Annotated in this window: 20 protein-coding genes; 7 read left to right on the top strand and 13 right to left on the bottom strand. The window is 46.1% G+C overall.

What is annotated here, in order from left to right; translation table 11 throughout:
* Positions 1-43 precede the first annotated feature (43 nt).
* The 5 genes from J7623_RS26515 to J7623_RS26495 form a co-directional block, all read right to left on the bottom strand.
* Positions 44-802: an MBL fold metallo-hydrolase gene (locus J7623_RS26515; protein ID WP_291926602.1), complete on the bottom strand. Its 759-nt coding sequence runs from the start codon at positions 800-802 to the stop codon at positions 44-46.
* A gap of 35 nt (positions 803-837) precedes the next feature.
* Positions 838-1,284 carry a DoxX family protein gene (locus J7623_RS26510; RefSeq protein WP_291926601.1) on the bottom strand — a complete coding sequence of 149 codons (447 nt, stop codon included), beginning with the start codon at positions 1,282-1,284 and terminating at the stop codon, positions 838-840.
* Positions 1,285-1,347: 63 nt separating this feature from the next.
* Positions 1,348-1,932 (bottom strand): Crp/Fnr family transcriptional regulator, encoded by a 585-nt coding sequence (locus J7623_RS26505; RefSeq protein WP_291926599.1) that lies wholly within the window; start codon positions 1,930-1,932, stop codon positions 1,348-1,350.
* On the bottom strand, positions 1,932-2,888 hold the full coding sequence (gene coaA / locus J7623_RS26500; protein WP_291926596.1) for a type I pantothenate kinase: 957 nt from the start codon (positions 2,886-2,888) through the stop codon (positions 1,932-1,934). Before coaA ends, J7623_RS26505 begins: the two co-directional genes overlap by 1 nt.
* A gap of 112 nt (positions 2,889-3,000) precedes the next feature.
* Complete coding sequence (locus tag J7623_RS26495; protein ID WP_291926594.1) at positions 3,001-4,356, bottom strand: NAD-dependent succinate-semialdehyde dehydrogenase; 1,356 nt, start codon at positions 4,354-4,356, stop codon at positions 3,001-3,003.
* A gap of 111 nt (positions 4,357-4,467) precedes the next feature.
* Here J7623_RS26495 and J7623_RS26490 point away from each other — a divergent pair, with 111 nt between their 5' ends.
* Positions 4,468-5,628 (top strand): MFS transporter, encoded by a 1,161-nt coding sequence (locus J7623_RS26490; RefSeq protein WP_291926592.1) that lies wholly within the window; start codon positions 4,468-4,470, stop codon positions 5,626-5,628.
* A 5-nt stretch (positions 5,629-5,633) separates the two neighbouring features.
* Here J7623_RS26490 and J7623_RS26485 read toward each other — a convergent pair whose 3' ends face one another.
* From J7623_RS26485 to pfkA, 4 genes are all read right to left on the bottom strand, one after another.
* Positions 5,634-7,040, bottom strand: a complete 1,407-nt coding sequence (locus J7623_RS26485) for an MFS transporter (protein ID WP_291926590.1) — start codon at positions 7,038-7,040, stop codon at positions 5,634-5,636.
* Between the two features lie 78 nt (positions 7,041-7,118).
* Positions 7,119-7,688 (bottom strand): TetR/AcrR family transcriptional regulator, encoded by a 570-nt coding sequence (locus J7623_RS26480; RefSeq protein ID WP_291926588.1) that lies wholly within the window; start codon positions 7,686-7,688, stop codon positions 7,119-7,121.
* Between the two features lie 210 nt (positions 7,689-7,898).
* Positions 7,899-9,386 carry a pyruvate kinase gene (gene pyk / locus J7623_RS26475; protein WP_291926584.1) on the bottom strand — a complete coding sequence of 496 codons (1,488 nt, stop codon included), beginning with the start codon at positions 9,384-9,386 and terminating at the stop codon, positions 7,899-7,901.
* 12 nt (positions 9,387-9,398) lie between these two features.
* A complete protein-coding gene (pfkA, locus tag J7623_RS26470; protein ID WP_211976676.1) occupies positions 9,399-10,379 on the bottom strand; it encodes a 6-phosphofructokinase in 981 nt (326 codons plus the stop codon).
* A 171-nt stretch (positions 10,380-10,550) separates the two neighbouring features.
* Between pfkA and J7623_RS26465 the strand changes: the two genes are divergently transcribed.
* Entirely contained in the window at positions 10,551-12,641 is a 2,091-nt protein-coding gene (locus tag J7623_RS26465) for a prolyl oligopeptidase family serine peptidase (protein WP_291926580.1), read from the top strand.
* Between the two features lie 155 nt (positions 12,642-12,796).
* Positions 12,797-13,696 (top strand): SDR family oxidoreductase, encoded by a 900-nt coding sequence (locus J7623_RS26460; protein ID WP_291926578.1) that lies wholly within the window; start codon positions 12,797-12,799, stop codon positions 13,694-13,696.
* A gap of 2 nt (positions 13,697-13,698) precedes the next feature.
* Here J7623_RS26460 and J7623_RS26455 read toward each other — a convergent pair whose 3' ends face one another.
* The 3 genes from J7623_RS26455 to J7623_RS26445 form a co-directional block, all read right to left on the bottom strand.
* Positions 13,699-14,637: a hypothetical protein gene (locus J7623_RS26455; protein WP_291926575.1), complete on the bottom strand. Its 939-nt coding sequence runs from the start codon at positions 14,635-14,637 to the stop codon at positions 13,699-13,701.
* A 237-nt stretch (positions 14,638-14,874) separates the two neighbouring features.
* The gene (locus tag J7623_RS26450; RefSeq protein WP_291926573.1) at positions 14,875-16,524 is read right to left on the bottom strand and encodes a hypothetical protein; all 1,650 of its coding nucleotides are present in this window, start codon (positions 16,522-16,524) and stop codon (positions 14,875-14,877) included.
* A gap of 46 nt (positions 16,525-16,570) precedes the next feature.
* Entirely contained in the window at positions 16,571-19,648 is a 3,078-nt protein-coding gene (locus tag J7623_RS26445; RefSeq protein ID WP_291926571.1) for a tetratricopeptide repeat protein, read from the bottom strand.
* Positions 19,649-19,950: 302 nt separating this feature from the next.
* Here J7623_RS26445 and J7623_RS26440 point away from each other — a divergent pair, with 302 nt between their 5' ends.
* From J7623_RS26440 to J7623_RS26425, 4 genes are all read left to right on the top strand, one after another.
* Positions 19,951-20,358, top strand: a complete 408-nt coding sequence (locus J7623_RS26440) for a DoxX family protein (protein WP_291926568.1) — start codon at positions 19,951-19,953, stop codon at positions 20,356-20,358.
* Between the two features lie 41 nt (positions 20,359-20,399).
* Positions 20,400-20,822, top strand: coding sequence for a thioesterase family protein (locus tag J7623_RS26435; protein ID WP_291926565.1), 423 nt, complete (start codon positions 20,400-20,402; stop codon positions 20,820-20,822).
* A 4-nt stretch (positions 20,823-20,826) separates the two neighbouring features.
* Positions 20,827-22,074 (top strand): CinA family nicotinamide mononucleotide deamidase-related protein, encoded by a 1,248-nt coding sequence (locus J7623_RS26430; protein ID WP_291926562.1) that lies wholly within the window; start codon positions 20,827-20,829, stop codon positions 22,072-22,074.
* A gap of 70 nt (positions 22,075-22,144) precedes the next feature.
* On the top strand, positions 22,145-23,464 hold the full coding sequence (locus J7623_RS26425; RefSeq protein ID WP_291926558.1) for a dihydrolipoamide acetyltransferase family protein: 1,320 nt from the start codon (positions 22,145-22,147) through the stop codon (positions 23,462-23,464).
* 184 nt (positions 23,465-23,648) lie between these two features.
* On the opposite strand, the gene J7623_RS26420 is transcribed toward J7623_RS26425, so the two are convergent.
* A complete protein-coding gene (locus J7623_RS26420) occupies positions 23,649-23,969 on the bottom strand; it encodes an RNA-binding protein (RefSeq protein WP_079468754.1) in 321 nt (106 codons plus the stop codon).
* Positions 23,970-24,141 lie beyond the last annotated feature (172 nt).

Below are 24,141 nucleotides of genomic sequence, written 5' to 3'. Positions count from 1 at the left end.
ATTCACGGCATGAGCAGTTGTTCACTTTATTCATTCCAAAAAACTAAGATAGTTTTATCCATTCGCCCTGTTCAGGTATTATGGCAGATAATCCAGCAGCGCTTACTGCTGCTCCCAACGCCTTCCTGGTGAGGAAACAGTGGTTAATGGCTTCCATATGCACGGCAATGACCTTGCTTTTTGCCGGATGCTGTATGGTGGTAATCACATCGGCGACGGTCATGGTAATAGGATCGCCCTGCAGAAACTGTGCAGCGCCGGCATTCACCACTACATAGTTGGGCTGGAACGTATCCATCGCTGCATTTACTTCTTCACACCAGATAGTATCTCCGGCAATATATAACGTCATGGGGCCTTCCTGTAATACAAAACCGGAAACCGGGGCCATTTTTTTACCGATTTCCCCGGTGCCATGCTGGCCGCCGGTACGGGTAACGGTGATGTTTTCCCATACAACAGACGTATCAACAGCATGGAGCTGGGTGAAGCCTTGTTCGGTAAGTGCCGTTACATCTGCGGGCTGGCAAAATACCGGTATATGTTTGGGTAATATCGCCTGCGCTGTAACGTCCCAGTGATCACGATGACGGTGCGTTACGATGATAGCATCCAGCGTGGTCAGTAATTCTTTCAGGGCTGCTTCGCTGACAGGAAGCTCGGTCAATGGGTTACGGAGGGTGTTTGCTGCGTTGGCAACGGTATCAAGACTGTCTTTCGCGCCCAGCATAGGATCAACCAATATCCGCTTGTTATTCCATTCTAATAGCAATGTGGCATTGCGTAAAAATTGTATGCGCATGGTTATGAATTTAAAGAATGGAATAAAGGTATTAATTAATTAATCGCCCACCATATCCATAAAATATATATTGGTTGAAACAACAATCTGCTCATCGTATACCAGGATTTGGCGGGTAGCCCACCAGGCGCCGGTAGATTTTTTACGGCTACACGGATATTGGCGGGAAACATAGCTACCAGCAATATCATTAATCCCCATCCTGCGTAATACCGGGTGTCCGGAAATAATAAACCTATGCCCAGCACTACTTCCAGCGCGCCGGTAAAAAGCACAAGAAAGCGCGGGAAGGGGAACCAGCCTTCAATCATGTAAACGAGTTTTCCTGGTTTGACGAGATGGAAAACGCCGATCAGCACAAACATAACGGCGGCGGCTACACGTGCATCGAAAGAAAATATTTTCAGTGCCTCCACTGAAAATAGAAAGCCAATCGCCAGTAACAAAAGCGCAATACTGCATAAGCCGGAAAAGAAAGCCATTTGTAGATGATTTAGGACACAAAGGTCAGCATCTCCCTGGCAAATATGACTAACAAATGTTAGTTAATCCGGATGGCTCATATTTTTACGGATACGGCTCAAACTTTCAGGCTCAATACCCAGGTAAGAAGCAATTTGTTTGATAGGAATGTGTTGGATTACTTCCGGGTGATCCCGCAGCAATTGTGCATATCTTTCCTGCGCGGTCAACTGAAGAAAAGAGAGTTCCCGGTTATATTTCTGGAGATATTGATATTCTGCCATCAGCCGGCCAATTTTTTCTGCTTCATGGGAAGTGGCATAGAATGCCAGCAGATCGTGATAATGGAAGGCATAGCCGGTTATGGGCGTAATAGCCTGTTGATATACAACGGCTGGTTGTTGCGTGATAAAAGACGCGTAAGAAGCGGTGAAAGATCCGGGAAAGGCAAAGTCCATGTTAATTTCCTTGCCCTGGTGAACTGTGTAAACCCGGACCATACCCGTTTCAATATAGAAAATAGCATGGGCAGTTTTTCCTGCTTCGGAGAGATAGCTCCCGGCAGGAAAAGTAACCGGCTGCAGGATGGCTTCAAACCGGTCCCAATCCATCAGGGGGGCTTTCAGCAATGCCTGCAGCTGTTCACGTATGCTTTGAGTACCTGCCATCAGGTTTTCCTCAGTTGAATGGATTGTACAAAATGATGATGTCCTTTTTCCAGGATCAAACTGGCCCGGTAACGGGTAGGTGCAATGTTTTGCTCCAGGTTAGGTTTGTTGATATCTTCCCAGATTTGAGTGGCTAATTCCACCGTAGCAGTATCGGATAGATGTGCATAGCGATGGAAGAAGGAATCAGGATTCTGGAACGCAGTTCTGCGCAACGATTCAAACCGTGCAATGTACCATTTGCGGATATCTTTTTCTGCGGCATCTACATAAATGCTGAAATCAAAGAAATCAGATACGAAAACGGCGGGATCTTTTTGTTGTTGCCGCGGACGTACCTGCAGCACATTTACCCCTTCTACAATCACAATATCCGGTTGCTCTATCCATTGCAATTGTCCCGGTAATATATCGTACTCCAGGTGAGAATACAGCGGTGCCGCTACTTTCTCTTTACCGGATTTTACATCGGCAAGGAAATGTATCAGTCTTTTGATATCATAACTTTCGGGGAAACCCTTACGGTTCATGATGTTCCGGGACTCCAGTATTTTATTCGGATACAAAAAACCATCGGTAGTCACCAGGTCTACCCGGGGATGATTAGGCCATGCCTGTAATAATTTTTGCAGTACTCTGGCAGTAGTACTTTTTCCTACGGCCACGCTACCTGCAATGCCAATGATATAAGGTACTTTATGTGCCTGGCTGCTCAAAAAATTGCTGGTGGCGGTATGCAGTTTTTGTGAGGCAGTGACGTATAAATTTAACAGGTGTGCCAACGGAAGATATACCTGTGTAATTTCTTCCTGTGTGAGTGGTTCGTTCATGCCGTGCAGCGCTTCCAGGTCGTAGTCCTGCATTTGCAGCAAAGCATCACCGCTTCTTTCTGCCCAGTCTTTACGGGAGAAACTGATATAGGGAGTGTAGCGGTCGCGTTTCAGAGAAGTGGTCATTAGCAGCTAGCTTTTAGCTGTTAGCTATTAGCTTTTAGCTGTTAGTAAATTACAGGTCATATGTTACTCTTCGCTGCATTTACTAAAAGCTAAAAGCTAATGGCTAACAGCTTTATTGTTGTATATATACAGTTTTTACGTTTAAAAATTCGTGTGCCCCTTCCAGTGATAGTTCGCGTCCATAGCCTGATTGTTTTACGCCGCCAAAAGGCAAACGTGCATCGGAGCGTACCATGGCGTTGATAAAAACGTTGCCGCTTTCTATCTGGGTGGCTAGTTTGGCTGCTTTATCGAGGTCGCTGGTCCATAGTGCAGCGCCTAATCCAAAAATGGTGTCGTTGGCGAGGGCAATAGCATGGGCTTCGTCCTTAGCTTCTATGATAACGGCCAGCGGGCCAAATGTTTCTTCCTTGAAAGCCGTCATTTGATTGGTTACCCCGGTTAGCAGCGTGGGGGCAAAGTTACAGCCTTCATACGTGCCGCCCAACTCCAGCTTTGCACCCTGGCTAATGCTTTCCTGTAGCTGCCTCGCGAGATCTTTTGCCAGGTCAGGCCGCGCCATAGGCCCCATGGTAGTGGTTTCCAGGGAGGGATCTCCTTGTTTGATCTCCTGGATAACACGTTTTACGGCTGCAGTAAAGTCGGCTACCACTTCTTTTTCTACAATCCAGCGCTTGGCCGCAATGCAGGATTGCCCGGCATTTTGCATGCGGCCTTGTACGGCTGTTTTAGCAGCAGCGTCAAGGTCTGCATCTTTCAAAATAATAAAAGGATCACTGCCCCCCAGCTCCAGTACAGTTTTCTTGAGATATTGACCTGCCAGCGCTGCTACACTTTTACCTGCCGGTGTGCTACCGGTAAGCGTAACACCTTGTACGCGGTCGTCTGCAATAACAGGCGTAATATCTTTGGAAGATACCAGCAGTGATTGGAAAGTACCTGCCGGAAAATGACTGTTGGTAAATATTTTTTCGATGGCCAGTGCACAGCCGCTTACATTGCTGGCATGTTTTAACAGCCCTGTGTTACCTGCCAGTATGTTCGGAATAGCAAAGCGAAATACCTGCCAGTAGGGGAAATTCCAGGGCATGATAGCGAGTATAATACCTTTGGATTCATAAGATACATAACTTTTATAGGCATCAGAATGAATCGGTTTGGGCTGCAACATCTCTGTAATGTTTTCAGCATAATATTCCGCGGAGGTAGCGCATTTCAACACTTCAGCCCTGGCTTCTTTCAGCGTTTTTCCCATTTCCTGTGAAATCAGCGCAGCATGCATATCTACCTGGTCTTTCATGGATTGCGCCACTTCCATCATCCATTTCCGGCGTTGTTCCAGCGGCACTTCCTTTAACTGCTGCCAGGCTTTATGTCCGAGCTGTAATTTCTGTTCTATTTCTGCGGGCGTATGTGCTGCATATTCAGCGATGGTTTCCTGCGTAAATGGATTAATGCTTGTAAACATACCGTTAGCTTTAAGTAAATAGTCACACAAATTTACCCTTTTCCACTAAAAGCGAAGTCGTAAAAGCGAACTTGCTATCTTTGCATTGTCAAAAAAAGACAGCACGATTTTATGGCACTTAGCAGATGGAATATATTAATTATGGCCCTTTGTACCGGGCTCATTGTAGCAAACATTTATTACAGCCAACCTTTGCTGGTATTGATGAGCGAAGAGTTCGGTGTCAGCGACAGCAACGCGGGGCAAGTTACTTTTTTCACGCAGGTAGGTTATGCGCTGGGACTGTTGTTCTGCGTACCGCTGGGCGATAAACTGGAAAGAAAAAGCCAGATTGTAGTGATGACGGTGGCGGCAGTAGGCGCGTTGATAGCAGCTGCCATGTCGGTAAATATTACTATGTTGAAAATAACGGGTTTACTGATTGGCTTTACTTCCGTAGTGCCCCAACTGATCCTGCCATTGGCGGCGAATCTTTCTGATCCTGCCAGTCGCGGTAAAGTAATTGGTACTATCATGAGCGGTTTGCTTGTTGGCATCCTGTTATCGCGCACGCTTAGCGGCGTAGTAGGACATCACCTTGGCTGGCGTGCTATGTTTTGGATCGCAGCGGGTATCAGTGCTTTGCTGGCGGTGATTATGATTACATCTTTTCCTTCCAGTAAACCGAATTTCCAGGGCACGTATGGCGACCTGATGAAATCGTTGCTGACATTGGTCAAAGAGCAGCCCATGTTAAGAGAAGCATCGGCTATTAACGCCTGTTGCTTTGCTATGTTTGGGATGTTCTGGACTACCGTTGTGTTCCTGTTATCGGACGCCCCCTTCCATTATACAAGTGAGCAAATTGGTTTAATGGGACTTGCGGCCGCTGCGGGTGCTTTAGGTGCGCCATTAGTAGGACGGATTGCGGATAAGAAAAATCCTCGTATAGCCATTGGGTATGGTATCATTTTCTTATTCCTGGGCTACTTCCTGTTCTACGTTTTCCGGGCCAATATTATCGGCATTATTGTCGGCATTATTGCGATAGACCTGGGCTTGCAGGGAATCCATGTATCCAATCAAACCCGCATTTATACGCTGTTACCGGAAGCAAGGAACCGTTTAAACACGGTGTTTATGACCACCAGTTTTGTGGGTACCTCGCTTGGATCCGGTATTGGCTTATGGGTATGGTCTGTTGCACAATGGCCAGGCGTTTGTATTGCAGGTACTGCTTTAATTGCCACCGCTTTTCTCATTTATGTGCTGACCTATAAAAAAAGAAAATAAAGTGATCAGCGCTTAACCCGGCGCAGCATATACATGACTATCGCCAGGTAGCCTATCATGCAGAACAGGGCTACTTTATACGCCAGGTAGTAGTTGCCTGAAGTGTGCGCCAGGCGTAAAAATATACCGCCTAAAATACTTACTCCCAAAGCAGAAGCAATTTGCTGGATAGTGGAATACACGCCGCTGGCTGCTCCTGCTTTGGCAGCAGGCATATCCCACATGGCTACTTTTAATAAGGAAGGCATCAGCAGGCCTGAGCCCATGCCGTAGATGATCAAACAGGGGAAAATAGCCCAGGGCGTGATCTCATCTCCCTGAAATAAAATTAATTGCAGGATAAAAGCTGTTACAATAGCAATAACTCCCACCTGCAACAGCCGGATTCCATAACGGCCTGCGTTTTTGATAGACCACAAAGAAGCCGCCAGGTAAGCAAGCGTTTGCAACACAAAGTAATTACCGGTTTTGAAAGGAGGGAGATGAAAGCCCGACTGGAAGTAGATGGAGATAATAAAAATGTATGCGGTATTCACCCCAAAGAAAAATAATACGCTGATGATGCCGGTGTTGAAACTGCGGATGCGGAAGAGATCCAGCGGTACCAGCGGATCCCGTTGCTGAATACCTCTCCGGTATTGATAGCGCACAAAAATAATTAAGAGTACCAAAGCGGCTGCCAGCATCCCGATGGTCCATGCAGGCCAGCCCAGTTCTGTGCCTTGTACAATAGGATATATTAAGAAAGACAAGGCCAGGGTGAGCAAAAGGGTGCCAGGCACATCAAAGCGGGTCGATTTATTTTGCGGAGACTCCTGTACAAAGAACCAGGCCAGTATCATAGCGATAATGCCGAAGGGCAGGTTCACGAGAAAAATCAACCGCCAGCTATCGTGGATCAGGTGGGAGGAAACGAAATATCCGCCCAGGAATTGGCCAATGGTGGCGCCGGTACCTAATGAGGCTCCATAGAGGCCATAGGCTTTGTCGCGATCGGTGGGCGACTGGAAGTTCAGTTGAATCAGTGTAATGGTTTGTGGTACCGTAAATGCGGCGGCGATACCTTGTAGGAGGCGTGATACGATGAGCATTTCCATGGAGGTGGCAAAGCCGCACATACCGGAAGTGATGGTAAAAGCGGCCAGTCCGGTGATAAATACGCTTTTTTTGCCGAGGTAGTCGCCGGTGCGGCTGCCGGTGATGAGGAATACGGCATATCCCAGCAGGTAGGAGGCGATCACCAGTTCCAGGGCGGCGTCTGTGCTGTGAAAATAGCCTTTGATGGCTGGTGAGCTGATGTTAACGATGAAGACATCTATCACGGTGATGAGTGGCGCCAGCAGGATAACGCCCAGGGTCATCCATGGATTGATGGCAGGTGATTGAATATATACAGACTGGTCTGTTTTCATACGGCCAAAATTTTTGAAGCGGTGAAAAAGTATATCGGCGGCGGTGCCGATGACTATTTAATTGTTAAGGAAAGTGTTTTATAGTGTGTCAAGAAGACGGGCTACTACCTTTTTGGTGTCTTCCATGGGCTTGGGGGATTTCAGGATGTATCCCTGCAGGCCGGCGCCCTCGTAGAGATTGAGCAGCATGTCTGCCATCTCTTCCAGTTCGTTTTCCGGGAAGTTTTTACGAATGACTAATAATTGTTCGGTGATAAAGGTGCGGATGGTTTGGCTATGGGTGCGTATTTGCGCCATGGCCTCGTCGCTGAGTCCGGGTAGTTCGTAGGCAATGCGGATGAAGGCGCAGCCTTTGAAATGGTTGCTTTGCATATGCTGCAGCCGGTATTCATACAGGCCCATGAGCTTGTCTTTTCCCGGGGCCAGCTTATTCAGAAACTGCGTCCTTAACTCGTGGTTATGGAGGCGGGTTCTGTGCAGGTAAGCGGTGAGCAGCGCATCCTTGGAGGGGAAGTGCTGGTACAGGCTGGCCTTGGCGATGCCTGCTTCTTCAATAATCTGGTTGATGCCGGTGGCCAGGTAGCCCTGTTCATAGAATAATTCACCGGCAGCATTTAAGATCCTTTCTTTAGCACCATTTTCTTTCATAGGGCAATATTAGGGATTATTTCTTAAAAACAGACAAGTCTGTATATGTTTTTTAGCTGTTAGCTTTTAGCAGTTAGCTGTTAGTAAATGCTGCGGAGATTGAATGGGATAAAAAAAGGAGATGAAGTAGTAAAACTCCATCTCCATCTATATTTTGTGAGTGCTAAAAGCTTTTTGCTAATGGCTAAAAGCTGATAGCTAACAGCTGTTTTAGTCCACTTTCGTGATCTTCAACATGTTAGTAGGTAAGTGATCTTTTACAGGTGTACTACCGGTATTTACGCACACATCACCAGATTTGATGAAACCTCTTTCTTTCAGGATGTTGATCTGATCGAAAACGATATCATCGAGGCTTTCTTCTTCTTCATAGTAGAAGGCACGTACACCCCAGCTGAGGCTGAGCTGATTTACCAGTGATCTTTCTTTGGTGAAGATAAAGAGTGGGCTGCGTGGGCGGTAGCTGCTCAGCATAAAGCCGGTGTAGCCGCTTTGGGTCATACCGATGAGGGCATCTGCATCCAGGTCTTCCGCAATTTTACATGCGTTGTAGCACAGTGCATCGGAGAGGAAGGTAGGAGAGTGGCGGTGAGGGATCAGGTTACGGTTGTAGATGATCGCTTCTTTTTCCACTTCCTGGATGATTTTATTCATGGTTTGAATCACCAGTTCAGGGAACATACCGGTAGCGGTTTCGCCGCTGAGCATTACTGCATCGGCACCTTCCAGTACAGCGTTTGCTACGTCGGTGATTTCACTACGGTTAGGACGGGTGCGGTCCATCATGCTCTCCATCATCTGTGTAGCCACGATTACCGGTTTTGCACGGTGAATACACTTGCGGATGATATCTTTCTGGATCATTGGAATTTGCTCAACCGGCAGTTCCACACCGAGGTCACCACGTGCAATCATTACACCATCACTTTCCCAGATAATTTCTTTCAGGTTCTGGATAGCTTCAGGTTTCTCAATTTTAGAGATCACCTTGATTTTAGAATTGCGTGCTTCCAGGCGTTTGCGCAGTAAAGCGAGATCTTTTACACTTCTTACGAAAGATAAAGCTACCCAGTCGCATTCGTGATCGATGATGAATTCCAGGTCGATAATATCTTTGTCAGTCAGTGCTGGCAGGGATATTTTGGTATCTGGCAGGTTAAAGCCTTTTTTGGAAGACAATACACCTGGTAAGGTTACTTCAGCTTTGATTTCACCATTTGCAGTGATATCTTTTACAACAGTTTCAATTTTACCATCGTCCAGCAAAATTTTCTGGCCAACGCGAAGATCTTTATACAGGTCGGGATAGGAAACGTAAATTTTTTCCATGTTACCTACCAGCTTCTCGTTAACAAAGGTGAGGAGATCACCTTTTTTCAGCGGCAGGGCATTGTTTTCAATTTCACCTACGCGGAGTTTAGGACCCTGTAAATCGGCCAGGATCGCTACAGTATAAGGTTCAGTTTTGTTGATCTGACGGATATATTCAATGATGCGTGCTTTGTCTTCATGCGATCCGTGAGAGAAGTTCAGGCGGAATACATTCACACCTGCTTTTACCAGGGTGAGTAATCCTTCATAGGTATCACAGGCCGGGCCTACGGTAGCCACGATTTTTGTTTTGTGCGAAGAGTGTTCCCTACCTGCAGCGTTGTCCATCTGCTTGTGGTAGTATTTCGAAAGATCCTTTGTACTCATAAGTCTAATTTTTTAACTCGCTAGAATTTTAACAATCTTAAACCATTCGGGGTCAATTTCCTGTTTGGCTTTAACAGCTTTATCAAGAGGAGTGTAATGGATTCTGTCGTTTACCACGCCAATCATTACATTATGAATGCCTTCGAGGAGGGCATCTACTGCTGCATAGCCGAGACGGCTGGCCAGAATACGATCTGTGCAGGTGGGAGCGCCGCCACGCTGAATATGCCCGAGGATACTTACCCGGGTATCCAGCTGAGGGCACCTTTCTTTAATAATGCGACCAACTTCTGTAGCACCGCCGGTTTCATCACCTTCGGCTACTACAATCAGGTTAACCAATTTCCTGCGGCGTTCATTTGCCTGCAGTTCTTCGATAATGTCATTTACTTCTGTTTTGCGTTCAGGCAGCAATATGTGCTCCGCACCAGTGGAAATGCCGCTGTGTAAAGCGATGTAACCGGCATCACGGCCCATTACCTCAATTACAAATAAGCGATCATGCGCATCCGCTGTGTCCCTGATCTTATCTATCGCTTCTACCGCCGTATTCACCGCCGTATCAAAACCAATAGTAGAATCAGTCCCCGCAATGTCCTTGTCAATAGTACCAGGCAAGCCTATACACGGAATGTCAAATTCCTGGCTGAACTTTTGCGCACCATTAAACGAGCCGTCGCCACCGATAACTACCAGCCCGTCAATGTTGTGTTTTTTCAGATTTTCGTAAGCCATTTTTCGCCCTTCATATTCATAGAACTCTTTGCACCGGGCGGTCTTCAAGATGGTGCCCCCGCGCTGTATAATGTTGGCAACAGACTTGGACTCCATTGGGAAAATTTCGTTCTTCAACATTCCCCTATAGCCGTACATAATGCCATACACATTCAGCTGATGATAAATGCCCGTTCTTACAACTGCACGAACTGCGGCGTTCATGCCAGGAGCATCTCCTCCCGATGTAAGGACTGCAATGTTGTTCAGTTTTTTCATATAAATTGCTAAAAAAATATCTTAAAGGCGCACAAAAATAACATTTTGCAATTGTTTTCTAACTGTTATCTGATGAAATAACCTAAATTTTTAATTTCCGTCAAACAAAGTAGCCAAAATTTTTAAAAAATTTTACGCATGTTTAAAAAATATAATAGGAGGTGGATCTTTATGAGCGTGAGTTTTATGACTTTACAGGCAATGGGACAACAACAACATATCAATTATCCGGATACAAAAAAAGTGGATACCGTAGATGATTATCACGGTACAAAAATCGCAGATCCTTACCGGTGGCTCGAAAACGACCACAGCGAAGAAATAAAAGCCTGGGTGATAGCACAGAACAAGGTTACACAGGACTACCTCTCCCAGATCCCTTTCCGTGCGGAAATCCGGAAACGCCTGGAAGAACTCTGGAACTATCCCAAAAATGGGGCGCCAGTTAAACATGGTGATTATTATTACTATTTTAAAAATGATGGTTTACAGAACCAGGCCGTTCTTTACCGCTCCGCTACTTTAGGCGGTCCTTCCGAGGTTTTCCTGGATCCCAACAAACTCTCCGCCGCCGGTACCACCGCATTAGGCAACATCAGCTTCTCCAAAGATGGGAAATATGCTGCCTACCTGCTCGCCAAAGCAGGATCCGACTGGCAGGAAGGCTTCGTCATAGATGTAGCCACCAAACAATTGCTGGCCGATAAACTCGAGTGGGTAAAATTCAGTGGCCTCGCCTGGAAAGGAAATGGGTTCTATTACAGCCGCTACGATAAACCCAATGAACAAAGCAAGCTTTCCGGTAAAAATGAATACCAGAAAGTATATTATCATCAGCTGGGCGATGCACAGGACAAAGACCAGTTAATATATAAAGATGATGCACATCCCCTGCGCAACGCCGGCGTTCAGGTAACAGAAGATGAACGCTTCCTCATTCTCTCCACCACAGAAGGTACTTCCGGTGCAGAACTTCATTATAAGGATACGCATAACCCATCGCAGCAAGACTTTGCCCTGCTGGTGAAAGGTTTCGACTATGAACCACAGGTGATCGATAATGATGGCGACAAGCTGTTGGTGCGTACCAACCACAACGCACCTAACTATAAAGTAGTGCTGATTGATCCCGCACATCCGGAAGAAGCCAACTGGAAAGTAGTGGTACCGGAAAGGAAAGAAGCCTTGCAGGGTGTAGGCACAGGTGGTGGCTACTTATTTCTTTCTTACCTGAAAGATGCGTCCACCAAAGTTTATCAACATGATTACCAGGGGAAGCTGGTCCGTGAAATAAAATTGCCGGGCATCGGTGCTGCCGGCGGATTTGGGGGTAAGAAGGCCGATAAGGAATTTTTCTATTCCTTTACGTCTTTCGTTACACCACCTACCATCTATAAATATGATATCAGCACCGGCGCATCTGTTTTATATGATAAAGCGGCTGTGAAATTTAATCCGGCTGATTTTGAAACCAAACAGGTATTCTTTAAAAGTGCAGATGGGGAAAGCATTCCTATGTTCCTGTCTTATAAAAAAGGTATCAAAACAAACGGCAATAATCCGGTATTGATATACGGCTATGGTGGTTTTAATATTCCGCAAACACCAGGTTTCAGCGTTTCCAACCTGTACTTTATGGAACAGGGCGGTATATACGCGGTAGTAGGCCTGCGCGGTGGCAGCGAATACGGGGAGGCATGGCATAAAGCAGGCATGCTCGATAAAAAACAAAATGTATTCAACGATTTCATCGGAGCTGCGGAGTACCTGGTGAAAACAAAATATACCAACCCATTGAAGATCGCGATCCGTGGCGGTTCTAACGGAGGCCTGCTGGTAGGCGCCTGCATGACGCAGCGTCCTGACCTGTTCAGGGTAGCATTGCCGGCAGTAGGCGTACTCGATATGTTGCGTTACCAGAAATTCACCATCGGCTGGGCCTGGGCGGTGGAGTATGGTAGCAGCGACAATGCGGAACAATTTAAATACCTGCTGAAGTATTCACCGTTGCATAACCTGAAACCCGGCACATCTTATCCCGCTACATTAATTACTACCGGTGATCACGACGACCGTGTGGTGCCTGCGCACTCTTTTAAGTTTGCAGCTACCCTACAGGCTGATAATGCAGGTCCTAATCCTGCCCTGATCCGTATTGAAACACAGGCCGGGCATGGAGCAGGTAAACCTACGTCTAAGCTGATTGATGAAGCCACGGATATCTGGGCGTTTACCATGTACAACCTGGGCATGGGTAAATAACAGAAGGCATAAAGCACAAAGCAAAAAGCCATTGTAGCGAGTGATTACCGCGGATATCCTATTCGCTTTGGTTCATTTGCTGCAATGGCTTTTTGCTTTGTGCTTTATGCTTTCTGCTTTTTTCCTTATCTTTAAAAATAGGCTAACAAATAAATATGAAGGTACTTATAACAGGTAGTAACGGATTATTGGGTCAGCATTTGATCCCGCTTTTTCTGCAAGATGGAAAGTATGATGTAATAGCTACAGGCAGAGGCCCTAATCGTTTTCCCCTGCGGGATAATTACACTTATGAGGCGGTGAACCTCCGGGAGGCCGCCAGTGTAAAGCAGCTCGTAGAAAAGCATAAGCCGGACGTGATCATTCACGGTGGCGCTATGTCGCAGGTAGATGATTGTGAAAAAAATAAAGATGCCTGCTGGGATACTAACGTAGGGGCTACACGTTACCTGGTACATGCGGCAGAAAGTGTGAATGCCTTCTTCATTTTTCTCTCTACTGATTTTGTATTTGACGGATTACAGGGACCTTATGGCGAAGACGCTGCCGTAAACCCTATCAATTACTATGGTACCAGTAAAGTAGCGGCAGAGCGCCTGGTAGCCAACAGTAAATTGCAATGGGCTATTGTACGCACCGTGCTGGTATATGGGGTGGTGGCAGATCCACATCGCAATAACATGATTACCTGGGTGAAAAATAATTTACAACAGGGAAAGAAAGTAAAAGTTGTAGATGACCAGTGGCGTACTCCTACATTATGTCATGATCTGGCGAAAGGTTGTTTGCTGATTGCAGATAAAAAAGCCAGTGGTTTCTTTAATATCTCCGGTAACGAAGTCCTGACACCATATGATATGGCCATTAAAACGGCAGAATTCTTCCAATTGGATACTTCACTGGTGGAAAAGATTAGCTCCAAAACACTGGCGCAACCGGCTGCACGTCCTGCAAAAACAGGTTTGGTAATCGATAAGGCCGCAAAAGAACTGGGCTACCAGCCCCATACTTTTGCAGAGGGGCTGGAGATTGTAGCGGGTGAAATTAAAGTTTGATATTAATGTTCCAGGTAGATGTCTGATCTTTTAAACTCGCGCCTGATAGTATCCAGATGAGGTGTTGTATCCGCTGGTAACACGTGCAGTTCTACTGCAGTCCTGAATAAGCTGTCTCTTTTATAGATCACCAGCGTTCTTCCCCATTTAGCCTGTTTCTTCTGTTCCTTTACTGCTTCGCTGCTGTCTTTATGTGGGTTAATCACCGCATAATAAGTTTGTATCGTATTAGCGGCTGCTATGGAGTCCGCAATGGCAACCTGTTTCAGGGAGTCAGCCACATGTTGCTTTGCAATAGAATCTGTATTCACCACAGGTGCTGCCTCACCGCTACCTGGTGTGTTAGAGAGATACAACCAAATGCCCACACCTATTATAACAGCGGCAATAGGAATAGCGGCCCACCACCATTTAAATCCACTTTCTTCTGTAACGGCTTCCAGTGTATCTTCCACTTCCTCGGTCATAATCGGCTCTATGGCCGGAACAGGCGTGGGGGGCGGCGTATAGGCGCCGGGTTTATTGTCTGTTTTATTTTCAGGACGATGAATAGGAGTAATATCTAAACTTGCTTTTTCCACTGGCAGCTCTTCTGCATGGAAATGAATGTTGCCGGCAAAGTCGCCCTGCAACTGGCCAATACCAGGGAGCACCAATGGAGTACCGGATTTGAGGCCTTCTTTCAGTTCTTCCAGGTATTTTTCAAATTTACGTTGTGCTACTGCCGGTACCAGGTTTTCTTTGAGGGCAATCCACTCTACACAAGAGCCATCATCCTGCCATTGCTGGGTAAACATCACCTGCTCACGGGGAGGTGTCAACGTTTGTGTTTGTGAATTATAATGTGCCGGAAAATGTTGTACAGAAAAAGTTCCCAGCTGTGGTACCACACAAACCCGCTGTTTAAACAGCACTTCCTGGATATATAGTTGTAACATCATTGGCTTTTAGCTGTTTGCTTTTAGTAAATGCAGCGGAGGACGCAGGATATGGTGTATTCTCGTGCTTTCTGCTGTTTTGCCAAAAGGGAAGTTAAGATTTTTTGAGAGCTTTTAGCCATTAGCTTTCAGCTTTTAGCAAAATGCAGCGAAGATAAACATATCACATGTTCTCCGCTGCATTTTGCTAAAAGCTGAAAGCTAATGGCTAAAAGCTGATGTAAATGGGTTGCAGCCCATTTAGAACTTGATCAGTACTCCACCTACTACATTGAATCCATAAGTTGGATACAGGTAGTAGCGTTGGTAGTGAGAGTTGAAAATATTATTGGCGTTTACCCAGAGGCCAAAGTTTTTTGTAATATCATAGGATGCGCCCGCATTCAGGTCCCATGCACCTTTGGTTTTGTTGAAATCTTTGTTGGGGAGCAGGTAGTAACTACCACTCAGGGCAAAGAGATCCGCATTCAGGCGCAATTTTTTAGCAATGGTATATTGCACAAATAAATCGCCCTGGAAAGGAGGCAGGTGCCAGGGTTGTACTTCTTTTTCCTGTTTGTTATAGTTGTACCAGTCGAAGGTAACACGTGCCTGGAATTTTTCTTCTTCAATATATCCCACTTCTGCGTGCAGCTGGAAAGCACGGAGCATGGTTTCGTTACGGGTAGTAAACATTTTGGTATCTGCGCTATCATTTACAAACAGCGGCATATTGTACCAGGTAACGGAAGCGAATTTGGTGTTATAGTTGAAGTGACTGCCCAATGTACCTTTGATACCGGTATATTTTTCTTCTACACGGGTATTCAGCAAATCGCCGGGTAAGCCCGCCAGGAACGGATTTTTGTTAGCCAGGTTACGATAGGAATTCTTTTCAAAATAGGAAATCCATCCACTGCTCAGGATCAGTTTTTTGCGTACCAGGTGCGACTCATTCACGATGTCTGGCAGCAGGTAGAATTTACTGTCGGTCCACGTAGGATTAACCCCTGCATGCAACACAAAACCTGGCTTAATGATATCCACTGCAGGATGGATGGCTGCGATATTATTGTTGATGGCGCGGTTGTTATCCTGTTTGTAGGTAGATAAATCAAAAACGCCTTCCACGCCAATGTAGATATCTTCAAACACCTGTTTACGTACCGGTACTTTCAACAGGAAGGTATTCTCTGTGCGTTTAAAGGCATCATTGAAGAGAATAAATTTCACCTGTGGCTGGAAGGTAAATGCCCAGTCGTTTTGCGGCCGGTTTTGCATTCCTACCGTAGCAGTAAGCTGGTTAAAGGTTTGGCGGGTATCATCTTTTTTATAGCTGGCGGTATCATGACCATAGCCGTAGTAATGCACGGTGTTCCGGTCGTATCCGATGCTGGCATCGAAGCGGAGTTTAGGCAACAGGTAAGTACCGGAGGCCAGTACATTCAGGTTGCTGTAGATCTGATCGGAGATTTCTTTGCCCTGGGAGCCGGTGTAGTTCACATATAACCCGTAGTTATACACGTCTTTTCTGCCACTACCGAAGCCTGCCTGTACATAAGGTGTTTTCAGGTTACCATAGCCCAGTTTCAGGAAATTGTTTTGCAGGTAAGAAAGCGAATCCTTTCCCAGTGCCAGTGGTTTCAGCGGCGTGGCCTGGTACATGAAATTCAGGTTGAGTGCCGGAATCTGGTATTTCAGCGATGGTCTGCTGGTATCAATTCCAGGTAAGGTAGCGGTGAGATTGAGTTTATAGGCATCCCGCAGTTTAGGCTGATTAGTGGAAATGATATCGATCGTTTCCTGTTTCAGCGGTTCCTGTGCGAACGTCTTTTGTGAAGACAGCAATCCGGCTACGCCCAGTGCGGTGGTGATGAAAGTACGTTTGTTATATATTGCTTGAATGTTCATGCTGTGTTGCGCTTAAATGTCAAAATTCCAACATCCGGAACGAATGTTATTTCTTTGGTTTTTTACCGGCTGCTTTTTCTTCTGCTTCTGCTTTTGCCAGTTTCTCTTTCGCTTCCTGTTTCAGTTCAGGAATGGTGCTGTTGGAAACAATACTCTGGTAAGTAGCTTTTGCATTGAAATAGTCCTGTTGACGGGCATATACATCTCCCAGCAGGATATATGATTTAGCCACCCAGTATTCGTAGGATGGGGTATTTTTAATCACATCGAAGCCGGCTTTTTCCGCAGCATCCAGTTCATTCTGTTGCAGGTAGCAGTCGGCTATATTATAGCGGGCTTCTGCACCTGTTTCAGATTTCGTCATGTTGGCAACGGTTTTAAATTCCGTCAGTGCGGCAGCATAATCTTTCGCCTGTTGCAGTGCTTTACCGCGATAGAAGTGTGCAATGATCTGATCGTCTGTGCTGATGTTGGCAGCGGCCAGCAGCATCTCTGCGTAGTTGGATACTTCATCCCAGTGTTTCAGCTGATAGTTGCTGCGGAGTAATCCACGGGTGGCAGAAAGGCTGTTTTCTTTGCTGGTGGCGAGGTCCTGCAGTTGCAGGTAATAGGTCCTCGACTTCTCATAATTTTTTACCTGGTAGAAGTTGATATTGGCAGCCTGCAGGGCAGATCTTTCTGCATACAGGCTATTGTTGCGCGACAATACAAATTCGTACGCCGGCAGCGCGGCCGTATAGTCTTTGTTGTTATAGGCGCATTCTGCTTTATAGAAGTAAGCGGGTAAGATAAACTGCCCGTTTGGATATTTCTGGATGTAGTTATTGAACCCTGTGGTAGCACCAGTGCAATCGTTGTTGCTGAAGCGTGATTCTGCTGCTGCATAGGTGAGAGAATCTTCCGCGGTAGCAGTAACGGTTCTGCCGCTGGCTTTCAGGAAAGCGAGGTAGTCGTCGGTTTTACCCTGGCTGACGTAGATCGATTTCATACTTTGCAGGGCTTCATTTGCTTCCGGTGAACCGGGGAACTTTTCCACTACCTGGCGGTAATAAGCCAATGCTTTGCTGTCGTTGTCTTTATTAAAATAACTCAGGCCCAGTTTCAGCAATGCTCTTGGGGCGTTGGCGCCGTTGGGTTGTTTTTGCAATACATTCTCCAGGAAAGGAATGGCTTCTGTATATTTTTCTTCCGAGAGATAGGTATTGGCTATTTCCATATCTGTTTCGTTATTAAACCCGGAGCTGGGGAACTTGTTACCCAGTTGTTTCAGCAGGTTTAATTTCTCGCTTTGTTTTCCCTGCAGGCCCAGGATAACGGCTTTCTGATAAGTTGCGTAATCGGCGCCGGGTTCGTTGTTGCTGATGATACGATCATACAGTGCCAGTGCTTTAGGGAATTGGCGCAGCATGTAGTAGCAGTCGCCACTACGGAGTGCGGCATCGGTAGCAATACGTTGTGCATTCGGGCCGCTGGTTTTCTGTGCTGTTTCGAAATGTGGTAGTGCTTCCGCGTATTTGTTTTGTTTCAGGAGGCTGTAACCGAGGTTATAGCTGGCGGTTTGGGCATTGGCTTCACCGGAAACGGGGGCGGTAGTATTCAGATAGGCGTTCAGGTTAGTGATAGCCTGGTCTGTTTTATTTTGACGGAGGGCAATTTCTGCTTTCCAGAAATGCGCCAGTTGTTTGATTTGCGGATCGTATGGATTGCTGATGGCAATATCCAGCAGGCGGTCGGCTTCTGCCAGTTGCTGGTCGTTGATCAGCTGGGTGGCGCGTCCGTAGGCTACTTTCTGGTAAGCTTTTAGTACGGTCGGGTTTTTATCGGGAATCATTTCAATGGTAGCTAAACCATCTTTGTAGTTGTTGCTGTTCATGAAGAGATTCACCAGTATTTCGCGGGCTTCTTTGTTATAGGCAGACTGCGGATAAGTTTTTACAAATTGTGTCAGCTCATTGAGTGCCGCATCGGGGTAGCCCAGTTCATAGGATAATTTGCCGTAGTTGAAGCGGGAAATTTCCTGTTGTTGTGCATTGGAGCTGTTGTTGGCACAAAAAGCAAAGGCGTTGCGTGCATTTGATTTCTGGCCGGTGCGGAGGTAGCAGTCGCCCAGCAGGTACATAGAATTCTGACCCAATGAGTCTTTCGAGCTGCTCAGTTGTTTGAAGCCGCTGATGGCCTTATTCAGGTTATTCGTCTGATAGTAGGCATACGATAATTGGTAGATATCTTCATTTCTTACCTCATCTGCATTGTTTTGGAAGTCTTGCAGGTAGGGTAATGCTTTCTGGTAGTTTTTCTTTTCGAAATATGCTTTACCGAGAAGTTGTTTCAGCTCTGCTTCGTAGTACTGGCCGCCTTTATCGAGGAGGGGTTCTGTATAAGCGATAAGCTGATCGGTTTTACCCTGGAAGTAATAAATTTCGGCGATGTAGTAAGGTACTACATTGCTGTATTTAGGTTCATTGACTACTTTCTGGAAGCTGTTGAGTGCTTCTCCGTACTGGTGATTATAGTAAGCGATGAAACCATAGTAGTAATTGGCCGGGATACTGTATTTGCCGGGAACTTCTTTGATAGAGGAGAAGAGCGGCTGTGCTTTTTTAAAGTCTTTCAGATTAAAATAGCAATAGGCCAGTTCGAATTTGGCCTCTGCGATTTCCGCATTGGATAGGTTTTCGATGTTGGCTTTCTCGTAGAGGGGAATAGCCTCTTTGAGTTTGTTCTGGCGGAAATAGTATTTGGCCAGTTGGTAGCTCACGAGTTCTTCGCGGGCGTTGTTATTGGCCAGTTTCAGGAACCGGAGTGCTTCTTTCTCTGCATTGTCCTGTTGCAGTTTAAGGGCACAGATGGTATAATAGTAGAACGCATCTGTTTTTACCAGGTCGCGGTTCGTTTCATGGAAATAATCGATGTTATCAATTGTTTGCTTGAAAAGCTGCATGGATACAGCATATTTTTCCTGTTGGAAATATTGCTGGGCGTCTTTGAATACTTTTTCCGGATCTGTATATACGCGTGTTTGTTGTGCCTGTGCGGCAGGCATTCCTGCCAAACCTGCGCCGGCGAAAGCCACGAGCGATAAGTACAGATGTCCGGGTACTAAAACTTTTCTTATGAAGTGCATGCTATAGCTGTTATTTCTTGAATATGCGTTTAAAACGAATCTTCCGGCAAAATATTTTCACGCAAAGGAGCCAGGCGGGGGAAGGCGCAAAGATGATGTGATATTTTTCTGCCCCTTTTCACTTCTCTTTCTTATTCTCCTTTGCTCCTTCGCGCCTTTGCGAACCGATGTTGGCAAATATAAAAGTTATATCTCTTCTTTTCAGATTGCGTTTCCAACAATGTGGATAACTCCGGTAGCAAGGCAAAGTCTATTCATTTATCTTGCGAAAAATAATTTCAAGTACAAAAACCTTACCTACTATGAGAAAACTGTTCTCAACCGGTTACACGAACGGCGCTGTTAATTTTTCTATGTTGGTACTCCGGGTAGTATTCGGAGGAATGATATTAATGCACGGCTGGCCCAAGCTGATCAATTTTACTGCCAAAATGAATTCTTTTCCGGATCCTTTAGGGGTAGGTCATAAAATTTCTTTGGGGATGACAGTTTTTGCAGAGGTGTTCTGTGCGGTGTTGATTATCATGGGACTGTTGACCAGACTGGCTTCCATTCCATTGGTGATTTGTATGAGTGTGATTATTTTTATGATCCAGGCATCCAAGTCGATCCCGGAAAAAGAATTACCGATTCTTTTCCTGGCCGCATTTGTGACGCTGTTATTCACTGGTCCGGGTAAATTTTCCATTGACGGAGCATTGGGTAAATAAAGTTTTCAAGTAATTTTTCAGGTATAAAAGAGGAAGGAACCATGTTTATCAGTACAACAACGATCCGGGTGCGCTATGGTGAAACAGACCAGATGGGGTATCTTTATTACGGTAATTATGGATTGTATTATGAAGTAGGAAGGGCAGAAGCCATCAGGGAGCTGGGTTTTACCTATAAGGAACTGGAAGATCAGGGCGTGATTATGCCGGTAGCTGAATTGAATGTGAAATACCTGCGGCCGGCGTATTATGACGATCTTATAACGGTGAAGACTACACTCCGGGAGTTGCCGAAGAGCTCTAAAATACAGTTTCACAGCGAGTTGTATAATGAGAAGAATGAATTGCTGAATGTGGGAGTTACTACATTGGTATTCATTGACGTGAAAACGAAGCTGAAAGCCGGATTACCGGAAGAGCTAAAGAAGCGGCTGTTGCCATTCTTTCCTGAAAATAACCTTTAGCATCATGGAAAAGATCACAACCAGTATTATTACTATCGGGGATGAGTTGCTGATAGGACAAACAATAGATACCAATTCCGCCTGGATTGCACAGCAGTTGAATGCGATGGGGATCTGGGTACATCGCCGTGTAGCCATTGGCGATATAAAGGAAGATATACTGGAAGCGCTGGAGAAAGAAGCGGCGGTTTCTAACATTGTGTTGATAACAGGGGGATTAGGGCCTACGGCAGATGATATTACCAAGCCCACGCTTTGCACTTATTTTAATACCAGGCTGGTGCAAAATGAGGCGGCCCTCGCCAATGTATTGCATATTTTCGAAAGCAGGGGCTTGCCTATCCTGCAACGTAACCTGGATCAGGCGATGGTGCCGGAGTCCTGCACCGTAATCGACAATAAAAGAGGCACCGCGCCAGGGATGTGGTTTGAGAAAAACGGGAAGATCTATGTATCGATGCCCGGTGTACCACATGAAATGCAGGGCATGATGGAAAGTTATGTGCTGCCGCAACTGACGCAGCATTTCCAGACACCTGCCGTGATACACCAAACATTGATTACTTCCGGCATGGGCGAATCTTTTGTAGCAGAGCGCCTCGTGAATTTTGAAGCGAAATTGCCGCCACACGTAAAGCTGGCTTACCTGCCCAGCTATAGCCTGCTGAAGCTGCGTCTGACCGCCTTCGGGCAAGACAAGGTTTCCGTAGCTGCCGAAGTGAGCGTGTTGTTTCATGAAATGAAAGCCTTGCTGTCGGATATTGTGGTAACAGACCAGGATATCACCATTGGAGAGGTATTAGGACAATTACTGAAAGAAAGGAACAAAACCGTAGCTACTGCGGAGAGCTGTACCGGCGGATTAATAGCCAGTTGGATCACGGCTGTTCCGGGGAGTTCAGCTTATTTCAAAGGAAGCGTAGTGGCCTATGCGTATCAGACCAAGGAAGAAGTATTGGGTGTGAAGAAGTCCACACTGGCGGCAGAAGGAGCGGTGAGTGAAGCGGTGGTGCGGGAAATGGTAGCGGGCGCCTTACAGTTGCTGGATACAGATTATGCCATTGCGGTATCGGGGATTATGGGACCAGACGGTGGTACACCGGAAAAACCGGTGGGCACAGTGTGGGTGGCAGCAGGCAGTAAGGACAAGGTGAATGCGGTAAAATTTCAGCTGCGGTACGACCGGGAACGGAATACCCAGATGACGGCTGTATATGCCATGAATGAGCTGCGCAAACTCATTCTGGAATAGGGATATTGGGGCCTTTTGAATTGGTACAATTCCCTTAAATTTGTCGCGCACTAAAGCAAAAATCAATCTTATGGCCATTGTAGAATTGGTAATGCCAAAAATGGGGGAAAGCATCATGGAAGCCACCATTTTGCGTTGGCATAAAAAGGCGGGCGATCACGTAAAGGTGGATGAAACCGTACTTGAAATTGCCACTGACAAAGTGGATAGCGAAGTACCTTCTATCGCAGAAGGAGAGATCACGGAAGTGCTCTTTAACGAAAATGATGTGGTGGCAGTAGGTACTGTCATTGCCCGTATTAATACCAATGCCGATGCAGCGGCGGCAACTGCACCTGTAGTACCTGCAGCGCCTGCAGTGGCTACTGAGCCAAAATTCACCTCAGCGCCGGCTCCGGTAGTTGAAACTGCCGTATCTGGCGGTGGCGCAAAGTTCTACTCTCCATTGGTGCTCACCATTGCACAGCAGGAAGGTGTCAGCTTTGCTGACCTGGAAAAGATTCCAGGCTCTGGTAATGATGGCCGTGTTACCAAAAAAGACATCCTGCAATACGTGGCAGACCGTAAAGAAGGAAAGATTATCCCTGATGTAACGCCGGAACCGGTAGGGGCAGCAGTGGCTCCTTCCCGTCAGCCAGTGGTAACTGCGCCTACAACCGTGGCGTCGCCTACTTATAACGGCAACGTGGAAATTGTGGAAATGGACCGTATGCGTAAGCTGATCGCCAACCACATGGTGATGAGTAAACAAACCAGCCCGCATGTGACCAGCTTTGCTGAAGCCGATGTGACCAACCTGGTGAAATGGCGCGATCGGGTGAAAGGTGAATTTGAAAAACGTGAAGGAGAGAAACTCACTTTTACCCCGCTGTTTATCGAAGCCATTGTGAAGTGTATCAAGCGTTTCCCGCTGATCAACTGCTCCCTGGATGGAGATAAAATTATTATTAAGAAAGATATCAATATCGGTATGGCTGCGGCTTTACCAACCGGTAACCTCATTGTTCCGGTAATTAAAAGCGCGGATCAGCTCAACCTGGTAGGCATTACCAAACAGGTGAATCACCTGGCCAATGCCGCCCGCACCAATAAGCTGAAGCCGGAAGATACCCAAAGCGGTACTTTTACCCTGACCAACGTAGGTACTTTTGGCAGCCTGATGGGAACGCCTATCATTAACCAGCCGCAGGTAGCTATCCTGGCGGTAGGGGCTATCAAGAAACGTCCGATGGTAATCGAAACACCGGAAGGAGATACCATTGGTATCCGTCACATGATGTACCTGTCTATGTCGTATGATCACCGTATTGTAGACGGTTCACTGGGCGCTACCTTCCTGACTGCCGTGGCACAGGAACTGGAGAACTTCGATCCTAAAAGAGGAATATAGTAAGAGCTGAAAGCATAAAGCCGAAAGCATAAAACTATTGAAGCGAATGAACTTTGCGAATTACGCATTGATCATTCGCTTCAATAGTTTTATGCTTTCGGCTTTATGCTTTCAGCTAAAAAAAGGGACACTTCTTACGAAGCGTCCCTCTCAGTTCCTTTGTGCCGAATAAAGGGGATGATTATTAATAACGACGGTCGCGGGAACCATATCCTCCGCCGCCACGGTTGTTGCCACCGCCACCTTTGAAATTATTATTCGGTTGTTTAGGTCTTGCTTCGTTTACCATCAATTGCTTACCTTCGATTTCGCTGCCGTTCAAACTATCCATAGCCTTCGCTCCTTCTTCTTGATTAGGCATTTCCACAAAGCCAAAACCACGTGAGCGGCCAGTTTCGTGGTCTTTGATAACCTTAGCGGAGGTAACCTCTCCAAAATCGCTGAAAATCTGATGGAGATCCTCATCGTTCAACCTATAGTGCAGGTTGGCTACGTAAATGTTCATGATAACTGAAATTAAAAAAATGAAAAATAATATACTGAAGTTATGAAAATTACGCTAATAAAAAAGTCGCGTTTAAAATATTTTTGTTATTACCCTCTTTTTTACTACTATATTCCCGGTTAGATCCTTTATAGGGTGAACTTTGATAAGGATATAAATATTATTTAAAATC

The organism is Chitinophaga sp., from assembly GCF_017745275.1.
Taxonomy (GTDB): Bacteria; Bacteroidota; Bacteroidia; order Chitinophagales; family Chitinophagaceae; genus Chitinophaga.
This window is presented reverse-complemented; position numbering and strand designations above follow the sequence as displayed.

Excerpts from the sequence above, each read along its gene's own strand:
- J7623_RS26515 (WP_291926602.1), bottom strand. The coding sequence starts at position 802 with ATGCGCATACAATTTTTACGCAATGCCACATTGCTATTAGAATGGAAT.
- J7623_RS26510 (WP_291926601.1), bottom strand. The coding sequence starts at position 1,284 with ATGGCTTTCTTTTCCGGCTTATGCAGTATTGCGCTTTTGTTACTGGCG.
- J7623_RS26505 (WP_291926599.1), bottom strand. The coding sequence starts at position 1,932 with ATGGCAGGTACTCAAAGCATACGTGAACAGCTGCAGGCATTGCTGAAA.
- coaA (WP_291926596.1), bottom strand. The coding sequence starts at position 2,888 with ATGACCACTTCTCTGAAACGCGACCGCTACACTCCCTATATCAGTTTC.
- J7623_RS26495 (WP_291926594.1), bottom strand. The coding sequence starts at position 4,356 with ATGTTTACAAGCATTAATCCATTTACGCAGGAAACCATCGCTGAATAT.
- J7623_RS26490 (WP_291926592.1), top strand. The coding sequence starts at position 4,468 with ATGGCACTTAGCAGATGGAATATATTAATTATGGCCCTTTGTACCGGG.
- J7623_RS26485 (WP_291926590.1), bottom strand. The coding sequence starts at position 7,040 with ATGAAAACAGACCAGTCTGTATATATTCAATCACCTGCCATCAATCCA.
- J7623_RS26480 (WP_291926588.1), bottom strand. The coding sequence starts at position 7,688 with ATGAAAGAAAATGGTGCTAAAGAAAGGATCTTAAATGCTGCCGGTGAA.
- pyk (WP_291926584.1), bottom strand. The coding sequence starts at position 9,386 with ATGAGTACAAAGGATCTTTCGAAATACTACCACAAGCAGATGGACAAC.
- pfkA (WP_211976676.1), bottom strand. The coding sequence starts at position 10,379 with ATGAAAAAACTGAACAACATTGCAGTCCTTACATCGGGAGGAGATGCT.
- J7623_RS26465 (WP_291926580.1), top strand. The coding sequence starts at position 10,551 with ATGAGCGTGAGTTTTATGACTTTACAGGCAATGGGACAACAACAACAT.
- J7623_RS26460 (WP_291926578.1), top strand. The coding sequence starts at position 12,797 with ATGAAGGTACTTATAACAGGTAGTAACGGATTATTGGGTCAGCATTTG.
- J7623_RS26455 (WP_291926575.1), bottom strand. The coding sequence starts at position 14,637 with ATGATGTTACAACTATATATCCAGGAAGTGCTGTTTAAACAGCGGGTT.
- J7623_RS26450 (WP_291926573.1), bottom strand. The coding sequence starts at position 16,524 with ATGAACATTCAAGCAATATATAACAAACGTACTTTCATCACCACCGCA.
- J7623_RS26445 (WP_291926571.1), bottom strand. The coding sequence starts at position 19,648 with ATGCACTTCATAAGAAAAGTTTTAGTACCCGGACATCTGTACTTATCG.
- J7623_RS26440 (WP_291926568.1), top strand. The coding sequence starts at position 19,951 with ATGAGAAAACTGTTCTCAACCGGTTACACGAACGGCGCTGTTAATTTT.
- J7623_RS26435 (WP_291926565.1), top strand. The coding sequence starts at position 20,400 with ATGTTTATCAGTACAACAACGATCCGGGTGCGCTATGGTGAAACAGAC.
- J7623_RS26430 (WP_291926562.1), top strand. The coding sequence starts at position 20,827 with ATGGAAAAGATCACAACCAGTATTATTACTATCGGGGATGAGTTGCTG.
- J7623_RS26425 (WP_291926558.1), top strand. The coding sequence starts at position 22,145 with ATGGCCATTGTAGAATTGGTAATGCCAAAAATGGGGGAAAGCATCATG.
- J7623_RS26420 (WP_079468754.1), bottom strand. The coding sequence starts at position 23,969 with ATGAACATTTACGTAGCCAACCTGCACTATAGGTTGAACGATGAGGAT.